This is a genomic window from Sphingomonas sp. SP4 (genome assembly GCF_058313375.1).
Genome location: NZ_JBZFLE010000001.1, coordinates 762,536 through 789,522, shown reverse-complemented (window position 1 = coordinate 789,522; position 26,987 = coordinate 762,536). Strand labels below are relative to the sequence as shown.

Here is a 26,987-nt window from a genome sequence, read left to right as displayed (position 1 = left end):
TTACTCATGGTCCGGCGACAAGTCGAAGAACCGCTTCCCGACCGACGGATGGTTTTGAAGGTCCGTGGATCGGAGACGGCTGTTAAAGTCCGAAAGGAGTGCTGCGCTAATCGCAAAAGGCGCCCGCACCAGTTCCGAGAGTATCTCCAACAATGCCGAGGCGGGAGCCTTCGAAAGCTTCGAAAGTCCGCGCATCGCCCGCCAACGAGATATCTCGCGATCGATGGCGTTCCGTTCGCCTGCTGCAGCATCACGCCGCAATATCTCGAACATACGAATGTAGGAGCGCAGCATGCGGCTTTTGTCCGCTGACATGCTGTCCGGACGTTGCCGATAGCCGACGAGATAGGCGCGAGTGCAGGCCACTTGGAAGCGCTTGGCAAGTTGGAGTTGCAGCAGCCAATCCTCGCTTCCGCCCTCATCGACCCGGCCGAGTTCAGTGCTGTAACGTAACTTCCCGAGAGCGCGGCGATTGATCAATGGCGAACTGCCCGTTCCGAAGTTCAGCCTTAGGTGCTCCTCGAAGACTGAGCCTTCGACTACCGGATTCCACGGCCTTTCAAGGACGAGACCGTGGGCGTCGATCATTCGATACCAGCAATAGGAGAAACCAGCTCGATCAGGGTCCCGGGCAAAGCTCTGCAGCTGGCGTTCGATCTTCTCCGGATGCCACAGGTCATCCGCATCAAGGGGCGCGATCCAAGCGCCGCTCGCCTCGTCGATCCCGCGGTTTCGGGCAGACGCGAGCCCACCCCGTTCCTTCTGGATCAAGCGAAATCGAGGATCATCAGCACAGAATTGCCGCGCCATCTCCGCCGTGCGGTCGGTCGAACCATCGTCGACCACTAGGATTTCCAGGTCGTGGTAAGTCTGCGCGGCCGCCGAGCGGAGGGTCTCTGCTAGTGTGTGCTCCGCATTCCATGCCGGAACGATCACCGAGACGAGCGACTGACGCGCCTCACTCAAGCCGGCGACTTCCTCAGCACACCGGCGCCTTGTAGTACGGATCCTAAACGCCGCCCGATGCCGGACTTCGCTCTCGATCCGAACTGGGCTCCGTAGGCGACCTGCCTGCGCCAACGTGACGGATAGGCCATGGCATCGAAAGCTCGGATTAAGTCGGGATGGCGATCGTATTGATGGACGACAGCGATCACCGATCCATCGACATTGATCAACTCGCCGAGGTCGTTTGCGGACATGACCTTCTCCGTCCCGACGGTCGCGATCAGGCCCTGGAAATTATAGAGCCGCGTCACTGGATCGAGCTCACCGCCGTGGAGCATCAGATTATGCGCCGCTTGGTCTGCGCATTCATAAGCATCCCGCATGCGGCCGATATAATTGAGCATCCCGCATAGATAGCGCCGTATCGCCTCAACCGGTCCAAGCACCGTGCCTGCGCAACTTAGCTCTTTATCCTCCACGCGTTTAAGCGCCGCTTGGCCGTAACCTGCTACGATCCAGTCGGCTGTGTACGCGCAACGCCCGATCGGAATGTCGGTCGTCTCCATCGCGACGTAGAGCCCGTCATCGATCTCGGAAGCGAACGGGTCACGTTGAAATACGACGTCCTTCACGTCGGTAAGCAGGACGTTTCGGTACCGGTGCCCGAATTTCAGCAGATAGTCATAGTAGACGAAGTGCCGGTAATTGAAGATGTAGATCGGGTCCGGAAGCGACTTCGGCGTTTCGGGATGCGGATCCGGAATGAACGGGAATCTGCTCCGGTAGGGGATGACTTCCGCACCAAGCTTCCTGAGCTTGCGCTGCGTTCCGACGCTGATCCCGGGTCCGGCGAATACGCAGAGATGCCCGCTGAAGTCGGTCTGCTGCAGGGTGAGAACGAACCGCGCGATCTGATGCCAGTCATAGCCTTCGACGATCCCAAGTATGAGATCGCGCCGCCTCTGCCAGTCCTGCGGAAGCGAGTTCAAATCAGGACCCCGTGTCCGACATAGGCTTGCGGGCAATGGGTGCGCGCTCGTTGAAAATAGCTGCGGGCAACTTCCGGGCCCGTCATCTTCATCAGCAAGTGCTTGCCAGGATCATAGACGTAGAGCCTATCGCCAAACGGGTAGAAGGCCCGCTCGCCGTAAATGGATGTTGCGAGACCGCCTCGCTGGATCGACATGCGTGCACTCACGGCATCTCCATCGATCGGGCGCCCCGCTGATAGCGTCAGCGCGCCTGAAACATCCCAGGGGCCTTCGAAAACGACGGCGGGGCCGTGATATGCACAGACATTGTCCAGCATCACGTACGATTGCGCCGGCACCTCCCGCAGGTCTGAGCGAGCAGCTGTCATGACCTGCTGCTGGAGACGCGGCGCCTCAGCCCAGTAATTGGCGATCTGCAGGATTCGTAGCGTGCCGAACATCATGATCGCCGCGACGATCGATGCGAAGACGACAGAGCTTCGCTGCGGACGAGCCAAGCCGGCAAGGTATGACGCGCCCGCAGCGAAGATCATCGCAACACCGAGGGCAGCCGCAACCAACGCTCGGTTCGAAATGCCCGTCGGTGAGAAGAAAAGGGCCGGTGCGATTAGGAACACAGCGTGTCCGAGGACGAAGGTGGCGAAACCAAACACGATCAAGCGGCGAGCGCCTTTTGGCGATGGGCGCGATGATCGCAGCAACATGAAGGAAATAAGCGCGACCACAAAAGCGGTTGCCGCATCGGCCAAACCGATCCGCCCTTCAAGCGCAGTTCCGATCTGCCGAAACCACCCCAGGACAGGCCACCAGAAATGCACCTCCGGCGCTGCAAAGATATTGAGAGCATAGTCGGTCCGCCAATCGTAATCGGGCCGAAGCAACTGAATCAGGCCCTTTAGATAGAGCACCGCATCCGGCGGCCTAACGCGCCCGCTCAGGGCAACTTTCGCAGCAGCACAGGCTGCAAGCAGGATGACCCCAATAGCCAGCCAGCGAGCGCGATCTCGCGGACGCGCTGACCATTTGGTCAGCACCAGCGCGGCTGCAAACGCCACAATCAGCGGTGTGAAAATCTCATACAGGGCAACGCTGGCCATAGCCGCGACAGCAGCAGCCACTGCCCAAATTCCCTTCTTTGTCCGGGCGAAACTCAGCTGGAAGTGCATTGAAGCCAGCGCCGCGACCATGCTCAGCGGGATCTGGAACGCCGAGTACCAGACCCGAACCGTCGAAAGCTGCGGCAAGATGATGAGGATCATCGCTGCAGCCAGCGCCTGCGCCCGATCGACCCTCAGTCGAAGCAGCAACCAGTAGAAGAGCGGCATAGCCGCAGCGAGCACCGCTGTATTGACGGCATGATAGAAAAAGGGGTGAAACCCGAAGAGCTTGTACAGGAAAGCAAGATACAGGCCCTGCAGCGGCCGCGCTTCGAAGCCAGTGAGCGCCGATCCCAAACCAAATCGGTGTTGGAGCGCATCGCCGTGAAAAGTCGCGAGGATCAGCCAGTCGTCACTATAAAAGCCCAGCCTGGATACATAGGGCGCCGCGGTCAGGATGGTGATCAGGAAGAGGCATGCCGAGTCTCGCTGAATCCCGAGTTTTGCGCGTTGGAATTCCGCAATGACTGACCGAGACCGCTCTGAAGGCGGATCAGATGCAAGCAGCGATCGCCCGGCCCGCGTATCGGTCATCATCATTTTCTATAATGCTGCTGAATATCTGGAAGAGGCAATCCGCAGCGTTCTCGCTCAGGACATGCGGGATTTCGAGCTCCTGCTCGTCGATGACGGATCGACCGACACGAGCGCAACTATCGCTCGCACTCACGCAAGGGAGAATGCGGATCGAGTTCGATATCTTCATCACGCGGAGCACTCGAACCGGGGAATGAGCGCGTCTCGCAACCTCGGCGTTCAATCGGCGCGTGGCGAGTTCATTGCATTCGTCGACGCTGACGACCGGTGGAGGAGCAACAAGCTACGCGATCAGGTAGAGGTTCTGGACCGCTATCCCGAGGTGGCGGCTGTTTTTGGCGCGGTGAATTATTGGGGAAGCTGGGAAGGTAGCCCGGACCGGGTGGTCCCCACCGGCCATGTCCAGAATCGTCCTATCGCGCCGCCCGAGGCCTCCTTGGCGCTGTACCCCCTTGGGTCCGCCGCGGCGCCCTGCCCCTCCGATGTGATGGTTCGCCGCACAGTCGTGATCAAGCTGGGCGGATTCGAAGAGACCTTCACCGGACCTCTGCAGATGTACGAGGATCAGGCCTTTTTCGCGAAGCTTTACCTACACTCCGTAGTTTACTTCGATGAACGGAACTGGATCGACTACCGGCGGCACGACGCTTCATGCGTCGCGTCCGTCTCTCGTGCGGGCCGTTACGAAGCTGTTCGGCGCCACTTCCTCCTATGGTTCGACGACTATCTCGAAAGGCGCCACCCGGTCGATGCACGAGTGAAATCCGCCCTAGATCGCGCCCTGTTCCGTTCGCGCTACCCGTTGGTTGGAAAGCCGCTGCGCCTCGCCGACAAGCTGCTCCGGAGGGCAGCCAAAGCATGATCGCAGGCTTGCGGTCGCGAGTTCCCCCACGTTGGAAGGCCTCCGCCCGCCGCGTTCTCAGCTCGAGACGCGGGCGGCGTCCGGTGATTTTGATGTATCACCGGATCGCGCACGAGGCCTTCGATCCTTGGGGACTCGCGGTTGAGCGCCGCCGGTTTGAGGAGCAGCTGGCCTGGTTGGCAAAAAATCGAACGTTCATGTCTTTGGACGATTTCGCCGCCAGCCACCGTCGAGGAGACCTGCCGCCGAGTGCGATTGCGGTGACCTTTGATGACGGCTACGCATGCGCAATCCGAGTGGCGGCGCCGCTTTTGGAATCACTGAGCCTACCCGCGACCTTCTTTCTCCCAGCCGAGCTAATCGAGCGCAAAGAGGAGTTCTGGTGGGACGAACTCGCTCTGATGGTGCTGGAGTTCGGTGGCAACCGGCTAGAGGTAGATGGTCTGAAGCACGTCGTTCCGCCCAAACACTCCGGCGATCAGCGCTGGCTCCCAGACAAGGCTCCATCCACACCCCGCCAGATGTTATTCCAGGCAATATGGGCACAGCTCCACGGCAAGAACGACGATGATCGAGCACGACTGTTGGACGGCATTCGCGGGCAGAGCTGTCTGCACAAACGAATTCGCGACTCCCACCGGCCGCTCACCTTGGAGGAAATCAGGGCCGCCGGCTCCACCGGCATCAGATGGGGCTCTCACGCGCTCAGTCACCCATCTCTTCCCGCACTCTCTCGTGAGGAGAAGGCCCGCGAGATCCGCGATAGCCGGTCTCGCCTCGAAGAACTGACCGGATCATCGCCATCCACGTTCGCATATCCCCATGGTGACCTGGATGCGGAGAGCCGGCAGCTCGTGGCGGAAGCCGGCTACTCCTGCGCGTGCGCGACGGGCGACACATTCGTCACGCGACAAAGCGATACGTTTGCGCTTCCAAGGATTCGCGTAGGGAACTGGGAAGCCCCTCACTTGCGAGATATGCTCGGCGGATGACCGTCAAAGCGGCTCTAAAGGCACTTCGCACACCGTTCCGTCGCGCCCACGGCCGACACGCCATGTCCCGCGGTCGTGTCGCAAGCGCGACGCCGCTTTGCCGTGAATTCGGCTACAGCCGCGGAACGCCTATCGACCGCTACTACATCGAAGGCTTCCTCGAAAAACATGTCGCGGACATCCGCGGTCGTGTGCTGGAGGTCGGGGACGACATGTATTCGCGTCGGTTCGGCGGATCGCAAGTCACGCAGCAGGACGTACTCCATATCGATCCAGCTCATCTGAAGGCGACTATCGTAGGCGATCTAGCCGATGCCGCAACACTTCCACCCCAAGTCTTTGACTGCATCATCATCACCCAGACCCTGCACCTGATTTACGACTTGAGAGCGGCGATCGCCTCGCTTCACCAAGCTTTGCGACCCGGCGGCGTGTTGTTGATCACAGTTCCAGGCATCTCACCGGTTGATGTGGGCCCCTGGAAAGACAGCTGGTACTGGTCGCTTACGGATCCCTCACTGGGGCGACTCCTGAGCGAACCGTTCGAGAGAGATAGGGTCGAGCTGCAAACGCGGGGCAATTTGTTCGCGGCTACCGCATTCCTTCACGGTGCAGCGGTCGAGGAAATCGAGAAAGCGAAGTTGGACCTGTTCGATCCTGCCTACCCCGTCACTGTGGCGGCCCGGGCGCAAGCGTGACCAAAACAGGCAAGTCGCTCAGTGTCGTGATGCCGGTGTACAACGCCGGCCCATTTCTCGATCAGGCCGTCCAGAGCATCCTCAACCAAACCCATAGCGACTTCGAATTTGTCATCTACGACGACGCCTCGACCGACGGTTCGACTGAGCGCCTTCGCGGTTGGGCGGGCAAGGACAAACGGATCCGCCTCGTAGAAGGCGCGCACAACCTCGGGCCGGTCGGGAGCTCTGCCCTTGTAGTAGAGCACTCCGCAGCGCCGTTAGTTGCACGCATGGACGCCGACGACGTCTGCTCTCCCAACCGCCTGGAACGACAGCTGAAATTGCTGCGAGACAATCCAGCCGTCGGCTTGGTGGGAACGTTATTCGACATCATCGATGAAAGAGGCGGACTGATCCGCGGACCCGATTATTGGCGGCTAAGGCGCAAGTCGCCCTTCGTCCCCTTCGCCGCGCATGGATCGATCATGTTCCGCCGCGAGGTCTTTGAGGCAGTGGGCGGTTATCGCCGAGAATGCGAGTATTGGGAGGATCAAGACCTCGTCGTGCGCGTGGCCGCCGCCGCCGACGTTCTGGTCATTGCTGAACCGCTGTACCAGGTGAGGCAGTGGGTCAGCAACGCGCGCTCGACCTCAGATCCGACGCGCATCGAAAACGCTGTGGACCTCATGTACCGGTGCGTCGCCCGACTTCAACACGGCGAGAGCTACGACGATCTGCTCAAAGATGCAGCGAGTGCGAAGGTGGACCCCCGCGTGTTCATCTCGTCCGGCTCTCGCATCCTGTGGACTGGACGCAGGCCGAAGGTGTTCGCGAGGCTGCTCAAGCGAGGTCGGCTCAAATTCGACAGCAGGAGCGCGAGCGCTTTGATCTGGGCGGCCTGGGCTCAAGCCAGTCCGTCGACGTTGCGCGGATTCATGAGACTGCTTTTGAAGAGCAAGAATTGGATGGCCGCCGACCTGGCGCAGTCCGCGCCGCTCCGATGGTCTCCTCCGGCTTACCCTGACCAAGGCTCACCCCCGAAAGATTGCGAACCGGAGGACAGGCGTTATCCTTCAACGGGATCTGCCGAGGGTTCGCTTATTCAATGAAGGAGAACCGACAGGTGGCAGACAGTCCGATCGGACTGTGGAATTCGCTGCGCGAGCTATATGCTCGGATGTCGCCGCAGCGGCGACGTCAGTTCTATTTTGTGACGGCATTGATGATCGTCGGCGCCTTCGCTGAGCTCGCAACCATAGGTGCCGTGCTGCCCTTCCTGTCGCTTCTAGCGGAATCAAATCGGATTGACCGGCTTCCCGCGCTGGCGGCAGCTTTCGATCAGGTCGGGGCGACCACACCACATGGGCGGCTGATCGCATCGACAGGTTTGTTCGTCTTGCTAGCCTTGTTCGCGGCGGCGATCCGGCTTCAGCTAAGCTGGAGTAGCCAAAATTTCATCTTCCGAATGGGGCACGACATCGCCGTCGACATTCAGCGGCGCATCCTCTTCCAACCATACACATTCCATATCGCTCAGAACACGAGCAGCCTGATCGCTGCGCTCGATAAGGTCGGCATTCTTGTTTATTCCGTGCTTCTTCAGTTGATGCAGGCGGCAATTGCGATCGTCCTGTCGGTCTTCATCGTAGCGGCTCTCGTTTACGTAGACCCTTTCACGGCTGTCGCAGCGGCCGCTGCCTTCTCGCTGATTTACCTACTCGTGTCCGTGGTCACTCGTCAGCGTCTCAACCGCAATTCCAATATCATTGGATCGTCGTGGGACGAGCGGGTCCAGATTGTCCAGGAGAGCCTCGGGGGTATCCGCGATGTTCTGCTCGATCATTCGCAGGCCGTCTATCTGGAGGCTTTTCGCAAGGTCGACGACCGCTTCTCCGATGCGAAGGCGAACACCGCCTTCATTGCGGCAGCGCCGCGTTTCATCATCGAGTCACTGGGCATGGCGTTCATCGCGGTGCTCGCTTTCTACATGGCGACGCGCGGAGGTGGGCTTGCAGAAGCGTTGCCAATCTTGGGCGCGCTTGCCCTAGGCGCGCAGCGGCTCTTGCCACTCCTCCAGCAGGTTTACCTCAGCTGGTCTGTTGCAGTCGGACACAACTCAGTCATCGGCCAGGTGCTCGACCTGCTTAGGCTGCCAGTTGATGACGATCTCGTCCATGACCAGGTTCAACCGCTTCCGCTCCAGCACGAAATCAGCCTCGACCAAGTTTATTTCTCCTACCCCAACCGCCGCGCCGCCGCGCTTCAAAACATCAGCTTCGACATCCGGCGAGGCGAGCGCGTCGCCCTGATTGGGAAGACCGGTAGCGGCAAGAGCACCCTCGCGGACCTGATCATGGGTCTGCTCGAGCCCAGAGAGGGCCAGATCTGCATCGACGGTGTGCCGCTGACCCGCGCCAACAGACGCAATTGGCAGCGCAGCATTGCCCACGTGCCGCAAGCCATCTTCCTCGCGGACACCAGCATATCCCGAAACATTGCGCTCGGGGCCCCGGCCGATGAAGTCGATCTCGACCGCGTCATCGAAGCCTCGATTAGAGCGCAGCTGCACGAGTTCGTCGCGAGCTTGCCCGAGGGTTACGGGACGTTCGTAGGCGAGCGCGGTATCCGCCTCTCAGGTGGCCAGCGGCAGCGGCTGGGTATCGCTCGGGCAATCTATAAGCAGGCGCCCGTATTCGTTCTCGACGAAGCTACGAGCGCTCTGGACGACGAGACGGAAACTGCCGTCATGCAGGCCCTGGATCGCCTAGGCGAGGAAGGTCGGACCATCATCATGATTGCTCACCGCCTGTCGACCATCTCACGCGCCGATCGCGTCATCCGCTTGGACAACGGCCGTCTCGTCGAACTCGGAAGTTACGCCGAGGTTGTCGGCGGCACTCCCCAAAGCCGTTATTCCTGATTAGGGCCGTCACCATGGATGCGTTCAAGTCCATTTTGGTCACTGGCGGCACTGGCTCGTTCGGTCAGGCGTTCGTCCGCACGCTGCTCGAGCGGTACCCGGGGGTAGAGCGAATCGTTGTCTACTCGCGGGACGAGCTGAAGCAGTATGAAATGGCCCGGCGGCTGGGCGAGCACGATGCGCTGCGCTACTTCATCGGCGATATCCGCGATGAGCCGCGGCTTCGGCGAGCGCTCGAAGGCATCGATGTTGTCGTCCATGCTGCGGCGCTGAAGCAGGTGCCCGCTGCCGAATATAATCCGTTCGAGTGCATCAAGACGAACGTCTTGGGCGCGCAGAACCTCGTCGAAGCCGTGCTCGACAGCAACGTCCACACCGTCATCGCGCTGTCGACCGACAAGGCCGCGGCGCCAATCAATCTGTACGGCGCTACCAAGCTCTGTTCGGACAAGTTGATCACTGCGGCGAACAATATTCGTGGGCACCGGAATGTTAAGTTCGCAGTTGTCCGATACGGCAACGTCATGGGCAGCCGGGGCTCCGTTATCCCCTTCTTTCTCGACAGCCGCCAGACCGGGGTGCTTCCGATCACCGATCCCGAGATGACGCGCTTCAACATCACGCTTCAAGAAGGCGTCGACATGGTCCTGTGGGCCATCGAGAACAGCCTGGGTGGGGAGATCTTCGTTCCTCGCATCCCAAGCTATCGGATCCTCGATCTCGCCGAAGCCATCGGTCCAGATTGCGAGCATCGCATCGTGGGTATCCGCCCGGGCGAGAAGGTCCATGAGGAGATGATCACGGCGAGCGACAGCTATAATACCATCGACCTCGGCGAATATTTCGCGATCCTCTCGACCTCGGGCGAGCATTCAGCCAACGCTTACCTCGCCGAACGCCCCGGTACGAAGGTCCCCGCCGGCTTTTCCTATAGCAGCGGCACCAACGGCTCATTCCTCTCGGTGGCAGAGTTGCGCGGGCTGATTGAGGCTCATCTGGGCGCGAAGTTGCCCGTCCAAGCAACGTCGTGATCCCCTACGGCCGCCAGTCGATCGACGCGGCCGATATTGACGCCGTCGTCGAGGTCCTGAAATCCGACTTCCTTACGCAAGGGCCCGCCGTCCCGAAGTTCGAGCAAGCACTCGCGGACTATTGCGGCGCAGCGGAAGGCGTAGCGGTCTGCAACGCGACAGCCGCATTGCACATCGCATGCCTGTCCCTCGGTCTTGGGTCCGGCGATCTGCTCTGGACAAGTCCGATCAGCTTCGTTGCAAGCGCAAATTGCGGGCTGTTCTGCGGCGCAGAAGTCGACTTCGTCGACATCGATCCCAAGACCTGCAACATTTCCGTCCAGGCGCTCGCAGAGAAGCTCGAAGGGGCGGAGAAGCAAGACCGCCTTCCCAAAATCGTCATCCCTGTTCACCTCTGCGGGCAGAGCGCGGAAATGCGCGAAATCGCCGAACTAGCGAAACGTTACGGTTTCCGCATCATCGAAGACGCTTCTCATGCGGTCGGCGGACGCTACGAGGACGCAGCCGTGGGCAATTGCGGCCACAGCGACATCACCGTCTTCAGCTTCCACCCTGTGAAGATCATCACAACGGGCGAAGGCGGCATGGCGATGACGAACAATACGGAGCTTGCTGCACGGATGCGGCTACTCCGGAATCACGGTCAGACCCGCGATCCCGCCCAGATGCGAGGGACACCCGACGGCGCGTGGTATTATGAGCAGGTCGCCCTCGGCTATAATTACCGCATGACCGACATCCAGGCGGCACTCGGCTTTAGCCAATTGCAGCGCCTCGATTCATTGATGGAACGGCGGCGGTCCCTCGTTGCGCGCTATAATGAGGCATTTGCGGACCTCCCGGTGATACTGCCCTGGCAGCACCCCGATACACGTTCGAGTTGGCATCTGTATGTGGTTCGTGTCGACGCCGCGGAGCATGCAGCGGTTTTCGACAAGCTCCGGAATGCAGGCGTCGGTGTGAACCTTCACTACATCCCAATTCCGAGGCAGCCCTATTATCGCGACCTGGGCTTTGACGCGGCCGAGTGGCCGCAGGCAGAGCGTTACTACTCGGAAGCCATCAGCCTTCCTCTCTACCCTGCCATGAGCGACGCCGAGCACGGGCAGGTAATCTCGTCAGTCCGGGACGCAGTCGGGTGCGCGTAAGCATCCGTGTTGATGCCGGACCGCTGATCGGCGGCGGACACGCGATGCGATGCCTGACATTGGCTAATGAACTGGCGGAGCGTGGTGGCGAGGCGACCTTCGTCGTTGCGGCTATGCCGGAAGCCTTGGCTGAACGCATTATCGCGTCTGGTCACAACCTGGTGCGCATCCCTGCCTTGCCGGGCTTGGATAGGCAGGGATCAGATTGGCACGAGAGCGCCTTGAGCGATGCTGAGCAAATAGCTGACGCCCAAGCCACCGGCAGCGCGGGGCCGGCCGATTGGCTGATCGTGGATCATTACCTGCTGGACTCGACGTGGCATTCGGCGAGCCACAATTTAGCCGGCCAGATCCTCGTCATCGATGACCTCGCCAACCGCGAATACGATTGCGATCTCCTGGTCGACCAAACCTTTGGCCGCTCGGTATCTGACTATGATGATCTAGTCGCGGCAGACACGCGGGTGCTCGCGGGCGCGACCTATGCCCTGCTTCGTCCTGAGTTCGCCCGCGAGCGCCCCGCGGCACTGAAGCGTCGCCGGCGCAGCGATCCTGCACGTCGAATCCTGATCTCCTTGGGAACGACCGATCCTGGCGGGATGACTGCGGAGATCCTCGACCAAGTAGTCGGTGCTGCGCCTGAGTGCGCCGTTGACGTGGTGCTCGGTCAGCAAGCTGAAAGCGCCGCTCGCGTGAACGAGCTCGGGTCTCGGCATGGGCGCGTGACGGTACACCAGAGTAGCACCCGCATGGCCGAGTTGATGCGGGACGCTGATCTCGCGGTTGGCGCGGCGGGAGTGACCAGTTGGGAGCGTTGCTGCCTGGGACTGCCGACTGTTCTCCTTGTTCTGGCGGAAAACCAGCGGCTTGGGGCAACGGCGTTGGCCGGTGCTGGCGCAGCTTCCCTGGTTCACAGTTCGTCAGAGATCGGTGCGGCAGTTCGCGAACTCCTGACTGACCCCAAGCGTCTCTCGATGATGAGCGCCGCCGCGTTCGCGATTGCCGATGGACTAGGAGCGCAACGCGTCGTCCGGTCGATGTCGAACCAACCTGATGATGCCCGGGGCGTTCCAATGAGGCCCGCCACCGAGGAAGACTCCGAAGTGATCTGGCTGCTTCGCAACGATCCGATCAGCCGGTCACAATCTCGGAATGTCGACCCGATCCCTTGGGAAGATCACATCCGCTGGTTCGAGAAGGCCTTGCCCGATCCCGACCGGCGTCTGATGATTGCCGAACGGAATGGGAGGAGCGCAGGCATCCTTCGACTGGATCGAATCGATGGTAGGAAAGGCTTTGAAGTGAGCGTGTCGGTTACGCCTGATCAGCGTGGGTGCGGCGTTGGCCGTGCGATGCTCGAAGCTGCCTGCAACGAGAGCGCAGGCGACTTGCACGCCGCGGTGCGCAGGGACAACCAGGCGTCTCGCCGGCTGTTCGAGTCTGTTGGCTTCGAACCCACCGGTGAAAAAGAGCCTGGATTCATCCAGTACGTTCGGACCGCCCCCGCCCGCAGGAAACAAGCTTGAACCCGTCGATCACCATCGCCGGACGGAAGATCGGGCGCGACTACGAGCCCTATGTGATCTGCGAGCTTTCGGGAAACCACAACGGAAGCCTGAACCGCGCACTACAGCTACTCGAGGCGGCAGCTGCAACGTGCGCGGACGCAATCAAGATCCAGAGCTACACCCCTGACACGATCACCATTGATCATGACGGCCCCGGCTTCCGGATCGAAGGCGGACTGTGGGACGGACGCACGCTCTACGACCTCTACGGCGAGGCGCAGACACCGTTCGAATGGCACGAGGCCCTGTTCCAGCATGCGCGGAAGCTCGGCGTTACTCTGTTCTCAACGCCGTTCGACGAGAGCGCCGTCGACTTGCTCGAACAGCTGGGCGCTGCGGCCTACAAGATTGCTTCATTCGAGGCCATCGACCTCCCGTTGATCGCCCGCGTCGCCCACACCGGTAAACCGATGATCATCTCGACGGGAATGGCGAACCTCGATGAAATTGGCGAAGCCGTGCGCACCGCGCGCGAAAACGGGTGTGAGCAGATTGCCCTCCTGCATTGCGTTAGCTCCTATCCGGCACCGGACGAGCAATCGAACGTCCGAACCGTGCCGGATCTCGCCGATCGCTTTGGAGTGATCTCGGGTCTCTCCGATCATACGTTCGGCTCGGCCGTGGCTGTGGCCTCGATCGCGTTGGGCGGCTGCATCGTGGAAAAGCATTTCACTCTGGCGCGCTCCGACGGCGGACCGGACGCCGCGTTCAGCCTGGAGCCGGAGGAGTTCGCCGGACTAGTCCAAGATTGCAAGCGGGCTTGGAAGGCGTTGGGCGAACCGACCTACGACCTCCAGGGCTGCGAGCGCGGCTCGCTCGCGTTCCGGCGCTCGATCTACGTGGTTCGTGACGTTGCCGCTGGTGAGCCGCTCACTGCCGAGAATGTCCGTTCGATCCGCCCCGGACACGGGCTCCCTCCCAAGCACCTCCCGGAGGTTCTGGGCCGGTTGGCATCGCGCGATCTCAAGCGCGGCGAGCCCCTGGACTGGGCGTCCTTGGCCTAAAGCGTGGCTGCTATCGCGATCGTAACCGCCCGTGGCGGAAGCAAGCGCATCCCGCGCAAGAACGTCCGCGACTTCGCGGGTAAGCCGATAATCGCATGGCCGATTGAGACGGCCTTAAGCTCTGGACTGTTCGAGCGAGTAATGGTCTCGACCGACGATCCGGAGATCGCTGAAGTTGCTGCTGAAGCAGGAGCTGAGGTCCCGTTCATCCGCCCGGCCGAACTTGCCGACGACCATTCCGGTACGCTCGAGGTCGTGAGCCACGCCGTGAATTGGGCCGTCGATGAAGGCTGGGAGTTCGACAGTGCCTGCTGTCTATACGGGACGGCGGCCTTCACGTTGCCAGAGGACCTTAATGCGGCAAGCCAGGCCGCAGGCAAATGGGACTATATCTTCACCGCTGGTCGGTTCATCCGACCGGCGCAGCGTGCCTTTACGAAGAGCAGTGCTGGCTCGATGAACCTGATGCTCCCAAGTCATGCGCTCACGCGCTCGCAGGACCTGCAGCCCACTTACTATGACGCCGGCCAATTCTACTGGGGCTCGGCTGACGCCTGGAAAGAGCGCCGTCCGATCTACGGCGAGCGCACGACCTTCATCGAATTGCCGCCAGAACGCGCCGTCGACATTGACACACCCGAAGACTGGGCCATGGCGGAACGGCAATTTCGCGAATGGAAGCAACGGCGTGGCGAGTAGCGGCAAAGAGTATGGAACGCCGCAGGAGCAATTCTGGGCAGGCGAGTTTGGGACCGAATATATCGGCCGCAATCGGAGTGACGCGCTCCTTGCGTCGAACCTCGCATTCTTCTCCAAGGCGCTGGGAAGCGCCGGTGCGATAACGTCCTGCGCGGAAATCGGCGCGAATGTCGGGATGAACCTGCGCGCGCTCCGCCTGCTCTATCCGGAAATTGCTTGCTCGGCCGTGGAGATCAATCTGGACGCAGCAGAGGAGCTTGCGCAGCTAATCGGCGACGAGAACGTCTTCAACGGCTCGATCGCCGACTGGCAGCCTCGACAGTCCGACTTGGCCCTGAGCAAGGGCGTGCTGATCCATCTTAATCCGGACCTGCTGCCGACTGCGTACGACCGTCTCTACGAAGCTTCGAAACGCCTGGTCCTCATTGCGGAATATTACAGCCCCTCTCCTGTCGCGATCGCATACCGCGGCCATGAGAACCGCCTCTTCAAACGCGACTTCGCTGGCGAGATGCTCGACAGGTTCACGGACCTGAAACTGCTCGACTACGGTTTCTGCTATCGGCGCGATTCCGCTTTCCCACAGGACGACATCAACTGGTTCCTGCTCGAAAAGGGCAGCCGCTGATGCTTCGCTACTGCGCTCGCTGCGTCATGCCCGATACCAAGCCTGATCTGCAATTCGACGAAGAAGGTGTCTGCAGCGCCTGCCGGGCTTACGAACGTCGAGCGGAAGTAGATTGGGACGAACGTGCCACTGAGCTTGAAGAGATTCTGGCGCGATATCGCGCCGGCGGAAGGAACTGGGACTGCATCGTCCCAGTCTCCGGGGGCAAGGACAGCACCTATCAGGTCGTTCGCATGCTACAGATGGGGCTCAATCCCCTCTGCGTCACCGCGACGACCTGCGACCTGTCTGCCATCGGCCGTAAGAACATTGAGAACATCAAACACCTCGGTGTCGACTATGTCGAGTTCTCGCCAGACCCGTTGATCCGGGCGAAGCTGAACCGCATCGGCCTGACGGAGGTCGGGGACATCAGCTGGCCGGAGCACGTCGGCATCTTCACCATCCCGGTGAGGGCCGCCGTCCAATTCAATGTTCCGCTGATCGTCTGGGGAGAGAACAGCCAAAACGAATATGGCGGCCCTGCCGCCGCGCAGGATTCGAACGTGCTCACGCGCCGTTGGCTGGAAGAGTTCGGCGGCCTTTTGGGCCTTCGGGTCTCAGACCTGACTGAAGCTTACGGCATTCCCGCTCACAAGCTGCTGCCGTATCAATATCCGACTGATGAGGAGCTCAGCCGCGTCGGTGTGACCGGTCTCTTCTTGGGCCATTACATTCCATGGGACGGGCTTTCGAACGCTCTGATTTCAAGTGCACATGGCTTCACCACGCTCGACCACGCGGTTGAGGGATCGATGGTCACCTACGAGAACCTCGATAATCATCAGACGGGCATCCACGACTATTTCAAGTTCCTGAAGTTCGGCTTTGGCCGAGCGACTGACATTGCCTGCCTGCATATTCGCCGCGGACGCATCTCACGCGAAGACGGCTTGGCTATCGTTCGTGAGCGCGACGGCAAGTTTCCCTGGACCTATCTTGATAAGCCAATCGACCAGATCCTCGCGCCGCTCGACATGGGCGTCGACGAATTCGTGAAGGTCTGCGACAGCTACACGAACGCCGCGATCTTTGAGAAGGACGCAAACGGGAACCTCAAGAAGGACCGCCACGGCAATCTGACGAAGCTCAACTACGACAACGCATGAAGGTCGCCATCGTCAATTACGGCATGGGCAATTTGGCCTCAGTGGAGAAGGCCGTCGATACATTGGGGTATCGTCCCTTCATCGCCGCTGCCCCTGCAGATCTTGATGACGCCGAACGGGTTATCCTGCCCGGCGTCGGCGCATTCGCAGAGGGTATGGAGCGACTTGAGCAACGGGGTTGGTCCGATCGGATTCGCACGACAGTCCGTAGCGGAACGCCGCTGCTAGGCATCTGTCTCGGAATGCAATTCCTTGCGGACAGGGGAAGCGAGGGCGGCGAGCGACGTGGCCTTGGACTCATTCCTGGCCAGATCACGTCCCTGAGATCGCTAGGCTGCACCGAGCGAGTGCCGCACGTAGGTTGGAACGAGACCCGTGCCACCCGCCCGGATCCGCTTTTCGACCGATTACCTCGAGCTGCCGATTACTATTACGTCCACAGCTTCGCGTTCCAGCCGGCCGATCCCGAGAATGTCCTGGCCACCGTCGATTATGGCTGCGAGGTCACAGCGGTAGTTCGCAAGGATCACGTCTGGGGCACGCAGTTCCATCCCGAGAAGAGCAGCAAGGCCGGCCTTCGATTGCTCCGCAATTTCATCGAGCTCGGAGAATGCTGAAGGTTCGGGTGATCCCGACACTGCTTTGGAAGAACCCCGGCTTGGTCAAAGGGGTTCGCTTCGACAGCTGGCGCAGAGTTGGCACCGTCCTTCCCGCTGTGAAAGTCTACAATGCCCGAGACGTCGACGAACTGATTGTGGTCGACATCAGCGCCAACCAGGAGGGCCGTTCCGCTGACGATCAATGGGTTCGCGGCTTCGCGCCTTATTGTTTCGTGCCGCTGACCGTCGGCGGCGGAGTCCGGCAGCCAGAGCAGATCGCGGACTTGCTGCGCGCTGGCGCTGACAAGGTCAGCATCGGCACGGCCGCCTACGATGATCCAGATTTGATCAAGGAAGCCGCGAGGCGTTTCGGATCGCAGTGCGTCGTCGTCAGTATCGACGCTTCCCGCCAGAAAGGCGATCTCCTGTGCGTCTCTCGATCGGGCAAGCAGATGACCTCTCGCCAGCCCGCCGAGTGGGCGCGCGAAGCAGTCTCTATCGGCGCAGGTGAGATCCTCCTGACCTCCGTGGACCGGGACGGCACAATGGAAGGCTATGACCTCGACCTCATTGCGGAGGTGGCGAGGGCTGTTGATGTGCCCGTGATCGCGTCAGGCGGTGCGGGCAATTACCAGCACATGGTCGAAGCGGTAGAGGCCGGCGCTTCCGCCGTTGCGGCGGCAAGCATGTTCCACTTCACCGAGCAGACGCCGGCCGAAGCTAAGAAGGCGCTTGCTGCTTCAGGCATCCCAGTCCGCCACAATGTCGGCCTCGCTGAAGTTTGAGCTGTGCCTGAGCGCATCCTTATCGCCTCTGCCAATCCGTGGTCGTTTTGCATGGCGGTCGAACGCGATTTCGCCCGCACTTACGGAGACGCACAGGTCGATGCGCTGAACCTGTTCACATTGTGCAGCCGCACGTCGCCCCACTGGCGCCAACGCGACAAGTTCACTGAAACCCTCAATCGCAAGATCGAGCGGTTTGTGATTCCGGTCATCAACGGCCGAAACATGACCGGCGGGCTCGGCCTCGAAGGCGGCAACATTCCGCCGTTGCCGAGCGAGTACGACGCGTTGCGAAGTTACGAATTCGACGGTGCAAAGGTCGGTCTCGCCGTCCTAAGCTCCGTCTCCAGCCTCACAACGATCCAGTACCCGTCCGGTCTCGAAGAATATGGCTCTGTGCTGGAGCCCGCCTGGCGGACCGCTCACCTATCACTGCAGATCGGACAGGCGGTTCGTGAACTGCGTTACGACAAGATCGTGATCTTCAACGGCCGCCACTGCTACTCGCGACCCCTCTGCGACATCCTCGAGCAGGAGTCTGAGGTGATCCGCTACGAGCAGGGCTCAGCCGGCAACCGCTATATTTCGGCAGTTGGATCGGTGCATCACCCTGATGCTTTGAAGCGCATCATCGAAGCTCATCACTTTGACGCTGAGGCAGGCGAAACCTTCTTCCGAGCTCGCCTGAAGAAAGATGCCAACACCGAAGTTGGCCTGATGACCGCAAAACAACGAGCCGGGTCGCTACCGGCGGATATGCGACAAGGCCAGGCGGTTGCCTTCTTCACATCGGCTTCGGACGAGATGTTCGCGGTCACGGACGATGCTTTGTACGGAAGCTTCCCGACGCAATATGAGATCGCGCTGGCTCTCTGCCATATCTGCAAGGCGCTAGGTCTTCAGCCACTCATCCGGCTTCACCCGCACCTGCGCTTCAAGCATCCGGCATGGAAGCGCGAATGGGATTTCGCCGAGCTGAAGCGCCGGGGCGCTCTAGTCCTCGATCCTCAAGACCCGGCGGATAGCTACGCCATCGTTCGCGCAGCGCATTCGGTCGTGACTACGGGGTCGACTATCGGTCTGGAGGCATCCTATCTCGGCGTCCCGAACGCCGTCGTCGGCACATGGCTTGGCGGCTCTCTCGGCGCATCGGTGATGGCGAACACGGCCGAGGAGCTACAGCGCTTCATCGCTGACCCCGGCCTGCCCCCCCACGCACGTAAGCGCGCCCTACTTTTCGGCTCTTTCTACCGCACCGGCGGCAAACTCCTGCCGGAGCTCGACGTCGGTATTCACCCGAACATGGCGCGAATCGACGGGCGCATCGTCGATCCGATCCGCTACACCGTTCAGAAAGCGCGGTTCATGCTCCGGCCCCCGCCAAGCGACCCAACGGCGCTTGACGTCAAATCGGGGATGCAGGCTGGCCGAGTGCTCCTTCCGCCGGGGACGGATTACTTCTCGGCTTACGGAAAGGCCGCGACGTCCGGGGTCACGAAGCCGCGCCGCGCCGCCACTGAGAACAGCCGGTCGCGCGAATAGAAGCGTAACGGCCAGTCCCGCCGCCCCATGGGCGACAACAACAACTCGTTCACCAACTCATGCAGGGGCTCGTTCGTGTCGGCTTCCGCCAGGAAGAGCCGAACGCCATGCAGGAAGGCGCGCGTGATCGTGTCGTGATAGCCTTCGCGATCGCTGTTCACGCCGCCGACGCTCTCGTTAAAGCCGCGGATGATATCCGGAAGCTCTGCGTCGAGATCGATATCCGGCCGCTTGAGCAGCAGATAAGTCGTCGCGGCGAGGTGCGCCTCGTGCGTCCATTCCTTCCTTCGCAACGTGCGCGCGAGAAGGCCTTCGCCGAGGCGCTCGATCTCCGCGTCGGAAGTGAAAAGTCTTGGGCGAAATTCAGTCATTGATCGGGTCCTTGTGAGGGCCCGACCAGTGATCGGGCCTATGCAGCTGTCGGTTGAGTCTGAGCTTGTGTTTGCGCTTGTTGCTTCGGTGCAGCTTGTCGCACGCCCTCGTCCACCTGATCCGCAAATTGAGCGAAGTTCTCGACGAACAGGTCGACGAGCTTGGCCGCCGTGCGGTCATAGTCCGCTGGGTTCGACCAGGTGTTGCGGGGGTCGAGGATCGAAGTGTCGACCCCGGGAACAGACACCGGGACCTCGAAGCCGAAGTTCGGGTCCTTGCGGAACTCGACGTTGTTGAGGCTGCCATCGAGCGCGGCGTTCAACAGAGCGCGCGTTTCCTTGATCGGCATTCGCTTGCCGACGCCATATTTGCCGCCGGTCCAGCCGGTATTCACCAGCCAGCATTCCGCGCCTCCCTCGGCGATCCGCTTCTTGAGCAGGTTGCCGTAAACCGATGGCGGGCGGGGCATGAATGCCGCACCGAAGCAGGTGCTGAAGGTCGCAGTGGGCTCCGTTACGCCAATCTCGGTGCCCGCGACCTTGGCCGTGTAACCGGACAGGAAGTGGTACATTGCCTGGTCGGGCGTCAGCCGGGAGATCGGCGGCAACACCCCAAAAGCATCAGCGGTCAGGAAGATGATGGTCGACGGCGGCGGACCGAGGTTCTCCTTGCTCGCGTTCGGAATGAACTCGATCGGATAGGCTCCGCGGGTGTTCTCGGTCTTGCTGTCGTCGGTGAAGTCGAGTTCGCGCGTTACCTCGTCCATCGTTACGTTCTCGAGGATCGTGCCGAACATCTTGGTCGTCGCGTAGATCTCCGGCTCGCCTTCGGCCGAGAGATTGATCATCTTGGCATAGCAGCCGCCTTCGAAATTGAAGACGGCCGTATCCGACCAGCCATGCTCGTCGTCGCCGATCAGCGTGCGGCTTGCATCCGCCGATAGCGTGGTCTTGCCCGTGCCCGATAGGCCGAAGAAGATGGCGCTCTTGCCGTCCGCACCGATGTTGGCAGAACAGTGCATCGGCATCACGCCTTCCGCCGGGAGCAGGAAGTTGAGCAGGCCGAACACGCCCTTCTTCATCTCGCCCGAATATTCGGTGTTGCCGATCAGGATCATCTTCTCGGTCAGATTGACGGCGATGACGGTGTCGCTGCGGCTACCGTGACGCGCCGGATCGGCCTTGAAGCTGGGCAGGTTGACGATCGTGTACTCGGGCGTGAACTGGGCGAGTTCTTCAACCTCTGGTCGCACCAGCAGGGTGCGAACGAAGAGATTGTGCCACGCCAGCTGTGTGATCACGCGCACGTTCACGCGATATTCCGGCTGGCTGCCGCCAAACAGGTCCGCGACGTAGAGCTGGTTCTGCTCCTTCAGCGCGGCCATGAAATCGGCTTTCAGATTGGCCCAGTGCTCAACCGTCATCGGCTGATTGATCGAGCCCCAGTTGATCGTGTCCTCGGTCGTGGCGTCGCGAACCACGAATTTGTCCTTCACGCTGCGACCAGTGAACTTCCCGGTGTCGACCAGCAGCGCGCCGTCCTTCGTCAGCTGGCCCTCGCCGCGGCGAACCGCATGCTCGACGAGCGGCGCGGTCGTGAGATTCCAGAAAATCTCTGCGCCAGTTGCGATGCCCTGCGAGTCAAGGCCGCTCAGTGGAACCCGGTCGGTCACTAGATACCCCTATACCAAATTGCCGAACGGCGGCGGCCTTTTGGCCTGCCGCCGCATACGTATGCAGCGCCTATAACCCCGAAAAAGTTGCGCGGTCAAAACGGGATAGCGCTCGAACCGCCCGTAGCGGCACATGATAGCGATAACATTGTCCCGCATCCACACAGAGGCACGCCTTGTGCGTAGATGGGGCTGTGGCTAATCCCCACTCACGGTCGGCCGAACAGCTGGAAAGGGCGCATGAGCCAAGTGATCGCGCTGGTCGACGACGACCGAAATATCCTGACTTCGGTGTCGATCGCGCTTCAGCAGGAAGGGTTCGTCACCCGCGTTTATTCCGATCCGGCGGTCGCCCTCAAGGCGATCAGCGACAACCCGCCTGATCTCGGCGTGTTCGACATCAAGATGCCAGGCCTGGACGGCATGGAGCTGCTTCGCCGTGTCCGTGAGTTCAGCACGATCCCCGTTATCTTCCTGACATCGAAGGACGATGAGCTGGACGAGGCGCTCGGGCTTGCGATGGGCGCCGACGATTACATCTCGAAACCCTTCTCCCAGCGGCTGCTGATCGCGCGAATCCGCGCATTGCTGCGCCGCCAACAACTGGCGCGCGGGGAGGCAGCCGCCGAGAACGACGAACCCGAGCCGCCGCTGATTGAGCGTGGCCGCCTCACGATGGACCCCGCGCGTCACAAGGTCCGATGGGACGGCAAGGACGTCAGCCTGACAGTCACCGAGTTCCTCATCCTAGAAGCGCTCGCTCAGCGCCCCGGTGTCGTGAAAACTCGCAATCAGCTGCTCGATGTGGCCTATAACGACGACGTTTATGTCGACGACCGCACCATCGACAGCCACATCAAGCGAATCCGGCGCAAGTTCCGGTCAGCAGACCCCCAGTTCGATGCAGTCGATACCCTCTATGGCGTCGGATACCGTTTCGACGAGCAGTGACGAAGCCGACCTGGCGCTAAGCTGGTCGGGGCGCTGGACGCTAGCGCACCGGATTCTCGCGCTCAATCTGCTGACGGTCGTGCTCGTTGCACTAAGCACGCTCTATCTCGACGTCTTTCGAAATCGGCTGAGCAAGGAACGCACGCAGCAGACGCGAATCGAAACAGCGACAGCCGCGGCTGCCCTCTCGCACACCCCACGTGATGAATGGCCGGCGATGCTAGCGACCATTTCGAAGACGAATACCGATCGGCTGCGGCTCTACGGAAAAGATGGAAGCCTGCTCATCGATAGCTGGAAGTTGACTGGACCAACATACGAGCTGGCAGATCCCTCGACGCAGAAATGGACGAAGGACGTCGCCCGCGCTCTTGATCGTGGTTTCAATTTCATCGTCGGCGCGCGGCAGCTGCCTGACTACGAAGAACCGGCTGTGGACAAGCTCCAGGCCTGGCCCGAAGCTGTGAAGGCTTTGTCGAAAGGCGGCTCGGCAACGAAGGTTCGCAACGCCCCAGATCTAACCCCTGTGATTAGCGCCGCCGTCCCTGTGGATGGGGGTGTGCTGCTCGCCACCAATAACGATCGTAGCTTCACCCATGCGGTCCGGCGGCAGCGCGCCGGGATCATCGCAGCCATGGTGTCTGTGATCCTGCTGTCGGTGTTTCTGTCGATGTTCATGGCTCGGACGATCGTCAGGCCGCTTCGAAGGCTCGCCTTGGCGGCCCACCGTGTGCGCCTCGGCCGCTCGAGGGAAGTGCGGGTCCCTCGTCTGCCCTCTCGCCAGGATGAGATTGGGCTCCTCGCACGTGCAGTATCGGACATGAGCCAGTCGCTGCGGCAGCGCATCGACAATATGGAAGCATTCGCCGCGGACGTGACGCACGAACTCAAGAACCCCCTCGCGTCGCTGCGCTCGGCCGTCGACGGCTTGGACCGTGTTGAGGATGAGGATCTCAGGCGCCGCCTGATGGGCATCGCTCGCGACGACGTCGGTCGGCTGGACCGGCTGATCAACGACATCAGCGAGGCTGCCCGCACGGATGCGGAGCTTGCGCGGGCCACCTTCGACCGCGTCGACCTTGGCCCGCTGATCGAGGAGCTTGTTCACAGTTGGGAGACCAGGCGAGAGACTGGCGACGCGCGAATCGCTTTTGCCCGGCCGCGCAAGGATACGGCCGCCGTGATGGGCAAGCCGGATCGGCTGGCGCGCGCCATCAACAACATCATTGACAATGCGATCAGCTTCTCCCCGCCAGGAGGCCTGGTGGAGATTGCGGCGGCCCGTGTCGGCGACGAGGTGCGCATCAGGATCGACGATGAAGGCCCCGGCGTTCCGCCCGAAGCTCGGGAAGCCATTTTTAACCGCTTCCATTCAGTACGCCCCGAAGGAGAAGAATTCGGACGGCATTCGGGTCTGGGCCTTGCGATAGCCCGCGCGATTGTCGAAGGACATGACGGAGAAATTGACGTGCACGACCGCGACGACGCCCCCTCGGGCGCCCGCTTCACTATTCGCCTTCCAGCAGCTGACCGCGCATGAATCAGCCGGCACAGCGGCTTTCCGCAGAGACCATTCACGCCAGCACGGTCGCCGTCGACGGGCGTGCAGTCCTGATCTCGGGGCCTTCCGGCGCAGGCAAGTCCGACCTCGCGCTGCGGCTGCTAGACCGCGGCTTCACGCTGGTCAGCGACGATCGCACTCTGATCCGGCGCGATGGAGAACGGCTGATTGCGTCCGCGCCGCCAAATATCGCCGGTAAGCTCGAAATCCGCGGCATCGGCATCGTCGACATGGAAACGGTCAACAACATGCCCGTGGCGCTGTTCGTGGAGCTCACTAGCGAGATTCAGCGTTTGCCCGACGAGAATCGCGAACGGCCGGTGCTCGGTGTGCGAATCCCGCTGATCAGCATCGACGCGATGAGCGCCTCGGCGCCGTCCAAGGTCGCGCTCGCCCTCGATCGAATGGGTCTCAAGTTTTGAGCGACCGGGCGCGGCGCCTGCCGCGCCTGCTGCTCGTCACCGGCATGTCCGGTGCGGGCAAGTCGACGGTGCTCGACGCACTGGAGGACATGGGGTGGGACGTCGTCGACAACCTGCCGACAGACCTGCTCGAAGGCTTCGTCCACGGCGGCAGCGAATGCCGTACCGTCCCAGCCGCGATCGGCATGGACGTCCGGAGCCGCGGCTTCGACGCCGAAAAGCTGATCGAACTGATCCACTCTATCAGCGGCGTTTCGGCTGAGTTGCTCTATCTCGACTGCAACGGCGCAGAGCTGATCAAGCGGTACGACGAGACGCGCCGACGGCATCCCCTGGCGCCTGATCGTCCCGCCGAAGACGGCATCGCCCGTGAGCGTGGCCAGACCTTTCCGCTCAAGGCAGCAGCCGATGCGGTGATCGATACGACCGACCTTAGCCCCGCCGAGCTCAGGGACGAGCTGCGCCTGCGTTACGGCGGCGACAGCGATCAACCTGTCCTGACCGTCTCCTCCTTCTCCTTCGCCCGCGGAATCTCCCGGACTGCCGATCTCGTGTTCGACATGCGCTTCGTCCCCAACCCCCATTGGGTCGACGAATTGCGGCCGCTGACCGGCGAAGATGTCCCGGTCAGGGATTATCTCAGGGAGCAGCCCGAGTGGAACGAGGCGCTCGACCGTATCGAATCCCTTCTCAAGGATTGGATTCCCCGCTACTGGGCAGCTGGAAAAAGTTACGTGACCGTTGCGTTCGGATGCACAGGAGGACGCCACCGCTCGGTCGCTGCGGCTGTCGAAATGGCGGAACGGTTGCGACTGGCGGGATTTGCTCCCAACGTGCGACACCGCGATCTTGCCTCGCCGCTAAGCGACACGATCGAGCGACATCCGGGACGTGCCGCGGAAAGCGAGAGCGAAGGCAGTTGAGTAAATGATCGGATTGGTGCTGGTGACCCACGGCCGCCTCGCGGCCGAATTCGTCACCGCAATGGAACATGTGGTCGGCCCGCAGGAAGCCATCGAGCCGATCTGCATTGGTCCTGACGACGACATGGAAGAGCGGCGTCGCGATATCGCTGACGCCATCGGCCGCGTCGAGCAGGGTCAGGGCGTCATCATCCTCACCGACCTGTTCGGCGGCACGCCGTCCAACCTCGCCATCAGCCTGATGAAGAGCGAGAATATCGAGGTCATCGCTGGCGTGAACCTGCCGATGCTCATTCGCCTCGAGGGCGCCCGTAAGGTTATGCCCGTGCACGCCGCGGTCGCCGCAGCTCGCGAGGCTGGCCGCAAGTACATCTCCGTCGCTTCGGAAATCCTCGGGGAAGCCGCCGCTTGAGCGCGGTCAGCCGGGAAGTCCGGATCACCAACCAACGCGGACTTCATGCGCGAGCCAGCGCCAAGTTCGTCAATCTCGCCAGCGGCATCGACGCCAAGATCGAGGTCGAAAAGGACGGCAATCGCGTCTGTGGCACCTCGATCATGGGCCTGATGATGCTCGGCGCGGCGCTGGGCGATTCGATCATCATCCACGTCGAGGGCGATGGCTCGGACCAGGCGCTGATCCAGCTCGTGGAGCTCGTCGAGGATCGCTTCGGCGAGGAATAGCCGATGCCTCGTCAGATCACGGCATTTTCAAATCCGACGGTGAAGCGGCTTCGGTCGCTGCGAGAGAAGAAGGCGCGGCGCGAGGAAGCGCTCTTCCTTGCCGAGGGACTGCGGATCCTTACCGAAGCGCGGGACAGCGGACGCCTGCCGGAGATCGTCGCCTTTTCCGCTGAGGGTGCACGGCACCCGTTGGCTGCCGAGATCATCGAGGCCACCGAAGCGGCAGGCGGCGATGCGATCGAGACGGATCCCGACATCCTCTCGAAGATGTCGGGCAAGGACAATCCGCAGATGCTGCTCGGTGCCTATCGGCAGCCATCCACGGCGTTAGACCGGATCGACCGGTCCAAGTCTCCACTTTGGATCGTGGCCCAGGCGCTGCGAGATCCTGGGAACATCGGCACAATCCTACGCACCGGCGACGCCGTTGGCGCGGGCGGCCTGATCCTGATCGACGATTGCGCCGATCCTTTCTCGGTCGAGGCGGTGCGAGCTTCCATGGGCGCCATCTTCACCCAGGAAGTCGCAACCGCTCGCTGGCCTGAGTTCATCGAGTGGTTGCGCGCTGGCGAGGGTCAATTGGTGGGCACTAGCCTCAAAGCTACGCACGACTATCTGGATGCGGAATATACCCAGCCCTGCTTCCTGCTGATCGGCAACGAGCAGCAGGGCTTGCCCGCCGATTACGAAGCCGAGTGCGACCTGCTCGTGAAAATCCCCATGGCCGGTCGCGCGGACAGCCTCAACGCAGCCGTGGCCACTGCCGTTATGGCCTTCGCGATCAAGGCGAGTTGGCGCTAAGGATGGCCCCATGAAGGTTGCAATTGCCATTCCGCTTATCGTGCTGGCCAGCGCCTGCGCACCGCTGCCGCCCCCTCCCCCGCCGCCCTACCATGCGGTTGGGACGGAGCCGTTCTGGAACCTGCTCATCGACGAGCATCACCTGACCTTCACCCAGCCGGATGCGCAGCCGATCCAGCAGCCGACGCCACAGGTCATCCACGGCGTTGCGGGCGAAATCTATCGGTCGCAGCGGATCAACGTGAACATCGTCCATGGCGTGTGCAGCGATGGCATGAGCGACCGGACGTATCCGGACCGGGTGCAGGTCATCGTCGACGGACGCCAGTTCAACGGGTGCGGCGGGCTATAGCGTCACTAACGT

Annotated in this window: 28 protein-coding genes; 23 read left to right on the top strand and 5 right to left on the bottom strand. The window is 61.4% G+C overall.

Annotated features, from left to right (window positions below):
* The 3 genes from AC4GYV_RS04045 to AC4GYV_RS04035 are packed head-to-tail and all read right to left on the bottom strand — an operon-like array spanning position 1 to position 3,631.
* Complete coding sequence (locus AC4GYV_RS04045; RefSeq protein ID WP_491099374.1) at positions 1-966, bottom strand: glycosyltransferase family 2 protein; 966 nt, start codon at positions 964-966, stop codon at positions 1-3.
* Positions 963-1,937 (bottom strand): hypothetical protein, encoded by a 975-nt coding sequence (locus AC4GYV_RS04040; RefSeq protein WP_491099373.1) that lies wholly within the window; start codon positions 1,935-1,937, stop codon positions 963-965. The genes AC4GYV_RS04045 and AC4GYV_RS04040 overlap by 4 nt, the downstream gene beginning before the upstream one ends.
* Positions 1,934-3,631 (bottom strand): hypothetical protein, encoded by a 1,698-nt coding sequence (locus tag AC4GYV_RS04035; protein ID WP_491099372.1) that lies wholly within the window; start codon positions 3,629-3,631, stop codon positions 1,934-1,936. The genes AC4GYV_RS04040 and AC4GYV_RS04035 overlap by 4 nt, the downstream gene beginning before the upstream one ends.
* Here AC4GYV_RS04035 and AC4GYV_RS04030 point away from each other — a divergent pair.
* The 15 genes from AC4GYV_RS04030 to AC4GYV_RS03960 all read left to right on the top strand — a co-directional run bounded on the left by AC4GYV_RS04030 (position 3,561) and on the right by AC4GYV_RS03960 (position 19,240).
* Entirely contained in the window at positions 3,561-4,496 is a 936-nt protein-coding gene (locus AC4GYV_RS04030) for a glycosyltransferase family 2 protein (protein WP_491099371.1), read from the top strand. The genes AC4GYV_RS04035 and AC4GYV_RS04030 overlap by 71 nt on opposite strands.
* A 92-nt stretch (positions 4,497-4,588) precedes the next feature.
* A complete protein-coding gene (locus AC4GYV_RS04025; protein WP_491099370.1) occupies positions 4,589-5,488 on the top strand; it encodes a polysaccharide deacetylase family protein in 900 nt (299 codons plus the stop codon).
* The gene (locus tag AC4GYV_RS04020; protein WP_491099369.1) at positions 5,485-6,186 is read left to right on the top strand and encodes a class I SAM-dependent methyltransferase; all 702 of its coding nucleotides are present in this window, start codon (positions 5,485-5,487) and stop codon (positions 6,184-6,186) included. Before AC4GYV_RS04025 ends, AC4GYV_RS04020 begins: the two co-directional genes overlap by 4 nt.
* Positions 6,183-7,277 carry a glycosyltransferase family 2 protein gene (locus tag AC4GYV_RS04015; protein WP_491099368.1) on the top strand — a complete coding sequence of 365 codons (1,095 nt, stop codon included), beginning with the start codon at positions 6,183-6,185 and terminating at the stop codon, positions 7,275-7,277. Before AC4GYV_RS04020 ends, AC4GYV_RS04015 begins: the two co-directional genes overlap by 4 nt.
* 14 nt (positions 7,278-7,291) lie before the next feature.
* A complete protein-coding gene (locus AC4GYV_RS04010) occupies positions 7,292-9,088 on the top strand; it encodes an ABC transporter ATP-binding protein (protein ID WP_491099367.1) in 1,797 nt (598 codons plus the stop codon).
* A gap of 14 nt (positions 9,089-9,102) precedes the next feature.
* Positions 9,103-10,119: a UDP-N-acetylglucosamine 4,6-dehydratase (inverting) gene (gene pseB / locus AC4GYV_RS04005; protein WP_491099366.1), complete on the top strand. Its 1,017-nt coding sequence runs from the start codon at positions 9,103-9,105 to the stop codon at positions 10,117-10,119.
* Positions 10,116-11,267 carry a UDP-4-amino-4,6-dideoxy-N-acetyl-beta-L-altrosamine transaminase gene (pseC, locus tag AC4GYV_RS04000; RefSeq protein ID WP_491099365.1) on the top strand — a complete coding sequence of 384 codons (1,152 nt, stop codon included), beginning with the start codon at positions 10,116-10,118 and terminating at the stop codon, positions 11,265-11,267. The genes pseB and pseC overlap by 4 nt, the downstream gene beginning before the upstream one ends.
* Positions 11,258-12,793, top strand: coding sequence for a UDP-2,4-diacetamido-2,4,6-trideoxy-beta-L-altropyranose hydrolase (pseG, locus tag AC4GYV_RS03995; RefSeq protein ID WP_491099364.1), 1,536 nt, complete (start codon positions 11,258-11,260; stop codon positions 12,791-12,793). The genes pseC and pseG overlap by 10 nt, the downstream gene beginning before the upstream one ends.
* Positions 12,790-13,839, top strand: a complete 1,050-nt coding sequence (gene pseI / locus AC4GYV_RS03990) for a pseudaminic acid synthase (protein WP_491099363.1) — start codon at positions 12,790-12,792, stop codon at positions 13,837-13,839. The genes pseG and pseI overlap by 4 nt, the downstream gene beginning before the upstream one ends.
* Positions 13,840-13,842: 3 nt before the next feature.
* The gene (gene pseF, locus AC4GYV_RS03985) at positions 13,843-14,538 is read left to right on the top strand and encodes a pseudaminic acid cytidylyltransferase (protein WP_491099362.1); all 696 of its coding nucleotides are present in this window, start codon (positions 13,843-13,845) and stop codon (positions 14,536-14,538) included.
* A complete protein-coding gene (locus AC4GYV_RS03980; RefSeq protein ID WP_491099361.1) occupies positions 14,528-15,166 on the top strand; it encodes a pseudaminic acid biosynthesis-associated methylase in 639 nt (212 codons plus the stop codon). The genes pseF and AC4GYV_RS03980 overlap by 11 nt, the downstream gene beginning before the upstream one ends.
* Positions 15,166-16,314, top strand: coding sequence for an N-acetyl sugar amidotransferase (locus tag AC4GYV_RS03975; protein WP_491099360.1), 1,149 nt, complete (start codon positions 15,166-15,168; stop codon positions 16,312-16,314). Before AC4GYV_RS03980 ends, AC4GYV_RS03975 begins: the two co-directional genes overlap by 1 nt.
* Positions 16,311-16,931 carry an imidazole glycerol phosphate synthase subunit HisH gene (gene hisH / locus AC4GYV_RS03970; RefSeq protein ID WP_491099359.1) on the top strand — a complete coding sequence of 207 codons (621 nt, stop codon included), beginning with the start codon at positions 16,311-16,313 and terminating at the stop codon, positions 16,929-16,931. The genes AC4GYV_RS03975 and hisH overlap by 4 nt, the downstream gene beginning before the upstream one ends.
* Entirely contained in the window at positions 16,925-17,698 is a 774-nt protein-coding gene (hisF, locus tag AC4GYV_RS03965; RefSeq protein WP_491099358.1) for an imidazole glycerol phosphate synthase subunit HisF, read from the top strand. The genes hisH and hisF overlap by 7 nt, the downstream gene beginning before the upstream one ends.
* Positions 17,699-17,749: 51 nt before the next feature.
* A complete protein-coding gene (locus tag AC4GYV_RS03960; RefSeq protein ID WP_491099357.1) occupies positions 17,750-19,240 on the top strand; it encodes a hypothetical protein in 1,491 nt (496 codons plus the stop codon).
* Here the strand turns inward: AC4GYV_RS03960 and AC4GYV_RS03955 are convergent.
* Positions 19,165-19,611 (bottom strand): hypothetical protein, encoded by a 447-nt coding sequence (locus AC4GYV_RS03955; protein WP_491099356.1) that lies wholly within the window; start codon positions 19,609-19,611, stop codon positions 19,165-19,167. The genes AC4GYV_RS03960 and AC4GYV_RS03955 overlap by 76 nt on opposite strands.
* Positions 19,612-19,649: 38 nt before the next feature.
* Positions 19,650-21,284: a phosphoenolpyruvate carboxykinase gene (locus AC4GYV_RS03950; RefSeq protein ID WP_491099355.1), complete on the bottom strand. Its 1,635-nt coding sequence runs from the start codon at positions 21,282-21,284 to the stop codon at positions 19,650-19,652.
* 240 nt (positions 21,285-21,524) lie between these two features.
* On the opposite strand from AC4GYV_RS03950, the gene AC4GYV_RS03945 reads away from it, so the two are divergent.
* The 8 genes from AC4GYV_RS03945 to AC4GYV_RS03910 are packed head-to-tail and all read left to right on the top strand — an operon-like array spanning position 21,525 to position 26,975.
* Positions 21,525-22,235 (top strand): response regulator transcription factor, encoded by a 711-nt coding sequence (locus tag AC4GYV_RS03945; RefSeq protein WP_491099354.1) that lies wholly within the window; start codon positions 21,525-21,527, stop codon positions 22,233-22,235.
* Positions 22,204-23,775, top strand: a complete 1,572-nt coding sequence (locus AC4GYV_RS03940) for a sensor histidine kinase (RefSeq protein ID WP_491099353.1) — start codon at positions 22,204-22,206, stop codon at positions 23,773-23,775. The genes AC4GYV_RS03945 and AC4GYV_RS03940 overlap by 32 nt, the downstream gene beginning before the upstream one ends.
* Positions 23,772-24,218, top strand: coding sequence for an HPr kinase/phosphorylase (locus AC4GYV_RS03935; RefSeq protein ID WP_491099352.1), 447 nt, complete (start codon positions 23,772-23,774; stop codon positions 24,216-24,218). Before AC4GYV_RS03940 ends, AC4GYV_RS03935 begins: the two co-directional genes overlap by 4 nt.
* Positions 24,215-25,141: an RNase adapter RapZ gene (rapZ, locus tag AC4GYV_RS03930; protein ID WP_491099351.1), complete on the top strand. Its 927-nt coding sequence runs from the start codon at positions 24,215-24,217 to the stop codon at positions 25,139-25,141. Before AC4GYV_RS03935 ends, rapZ begins: the two co-directional genes overlap by 4 nt.
* A gap of 4 nt (positions 25,142-25,145) precedes the next feature.
* Entirely contained in the window at positions 25,146-25,553 is a 408-nt protein-coding gene (locus AC4GYV_RS03925) for a PTS sugar transporter subunit IIA (protein WP_491099350.1), read from the top strand.
* Entirely contained in the window at positions 25,550-25,822 is a 273-nt protein-coding gene (locus AC4GYV_RS03920) for an HPr family phosphocarrier protein (protein ID WP_491099349.1), read from the top strand. The genes AC4GYV_RS03925 and AC4GYV_RS03920 overlap by 4 nt, the downstream gene beginning before the upstream one ends.
* Before the next feature lie 3 nt (positions 25,823-25,825).
* On the top strand, positions 25,826-26,623 hold the full coding sequence (locus tag AC4GYV_RS03915; protein WP_491099348.1) for a TrmH family RNA methyltransferase: 798 nt from the start codon (positions 25,826-25,828) through the stop codon (positions 26,621-26,623).
* A gap of 10 nt (positions 26,624-26,633) precedes the next feature.
* Entirely contained in the window at positions 26,634-26,975 is a 342-nt protein-coding gene (locus tag AC4GYV_RS03910) for a COG3650 family protein (RefSeq protein ID WP_491099347.1), read from the top strand.
* Positions 26,976-26,987: the final 12 nt, after the last annotated feature.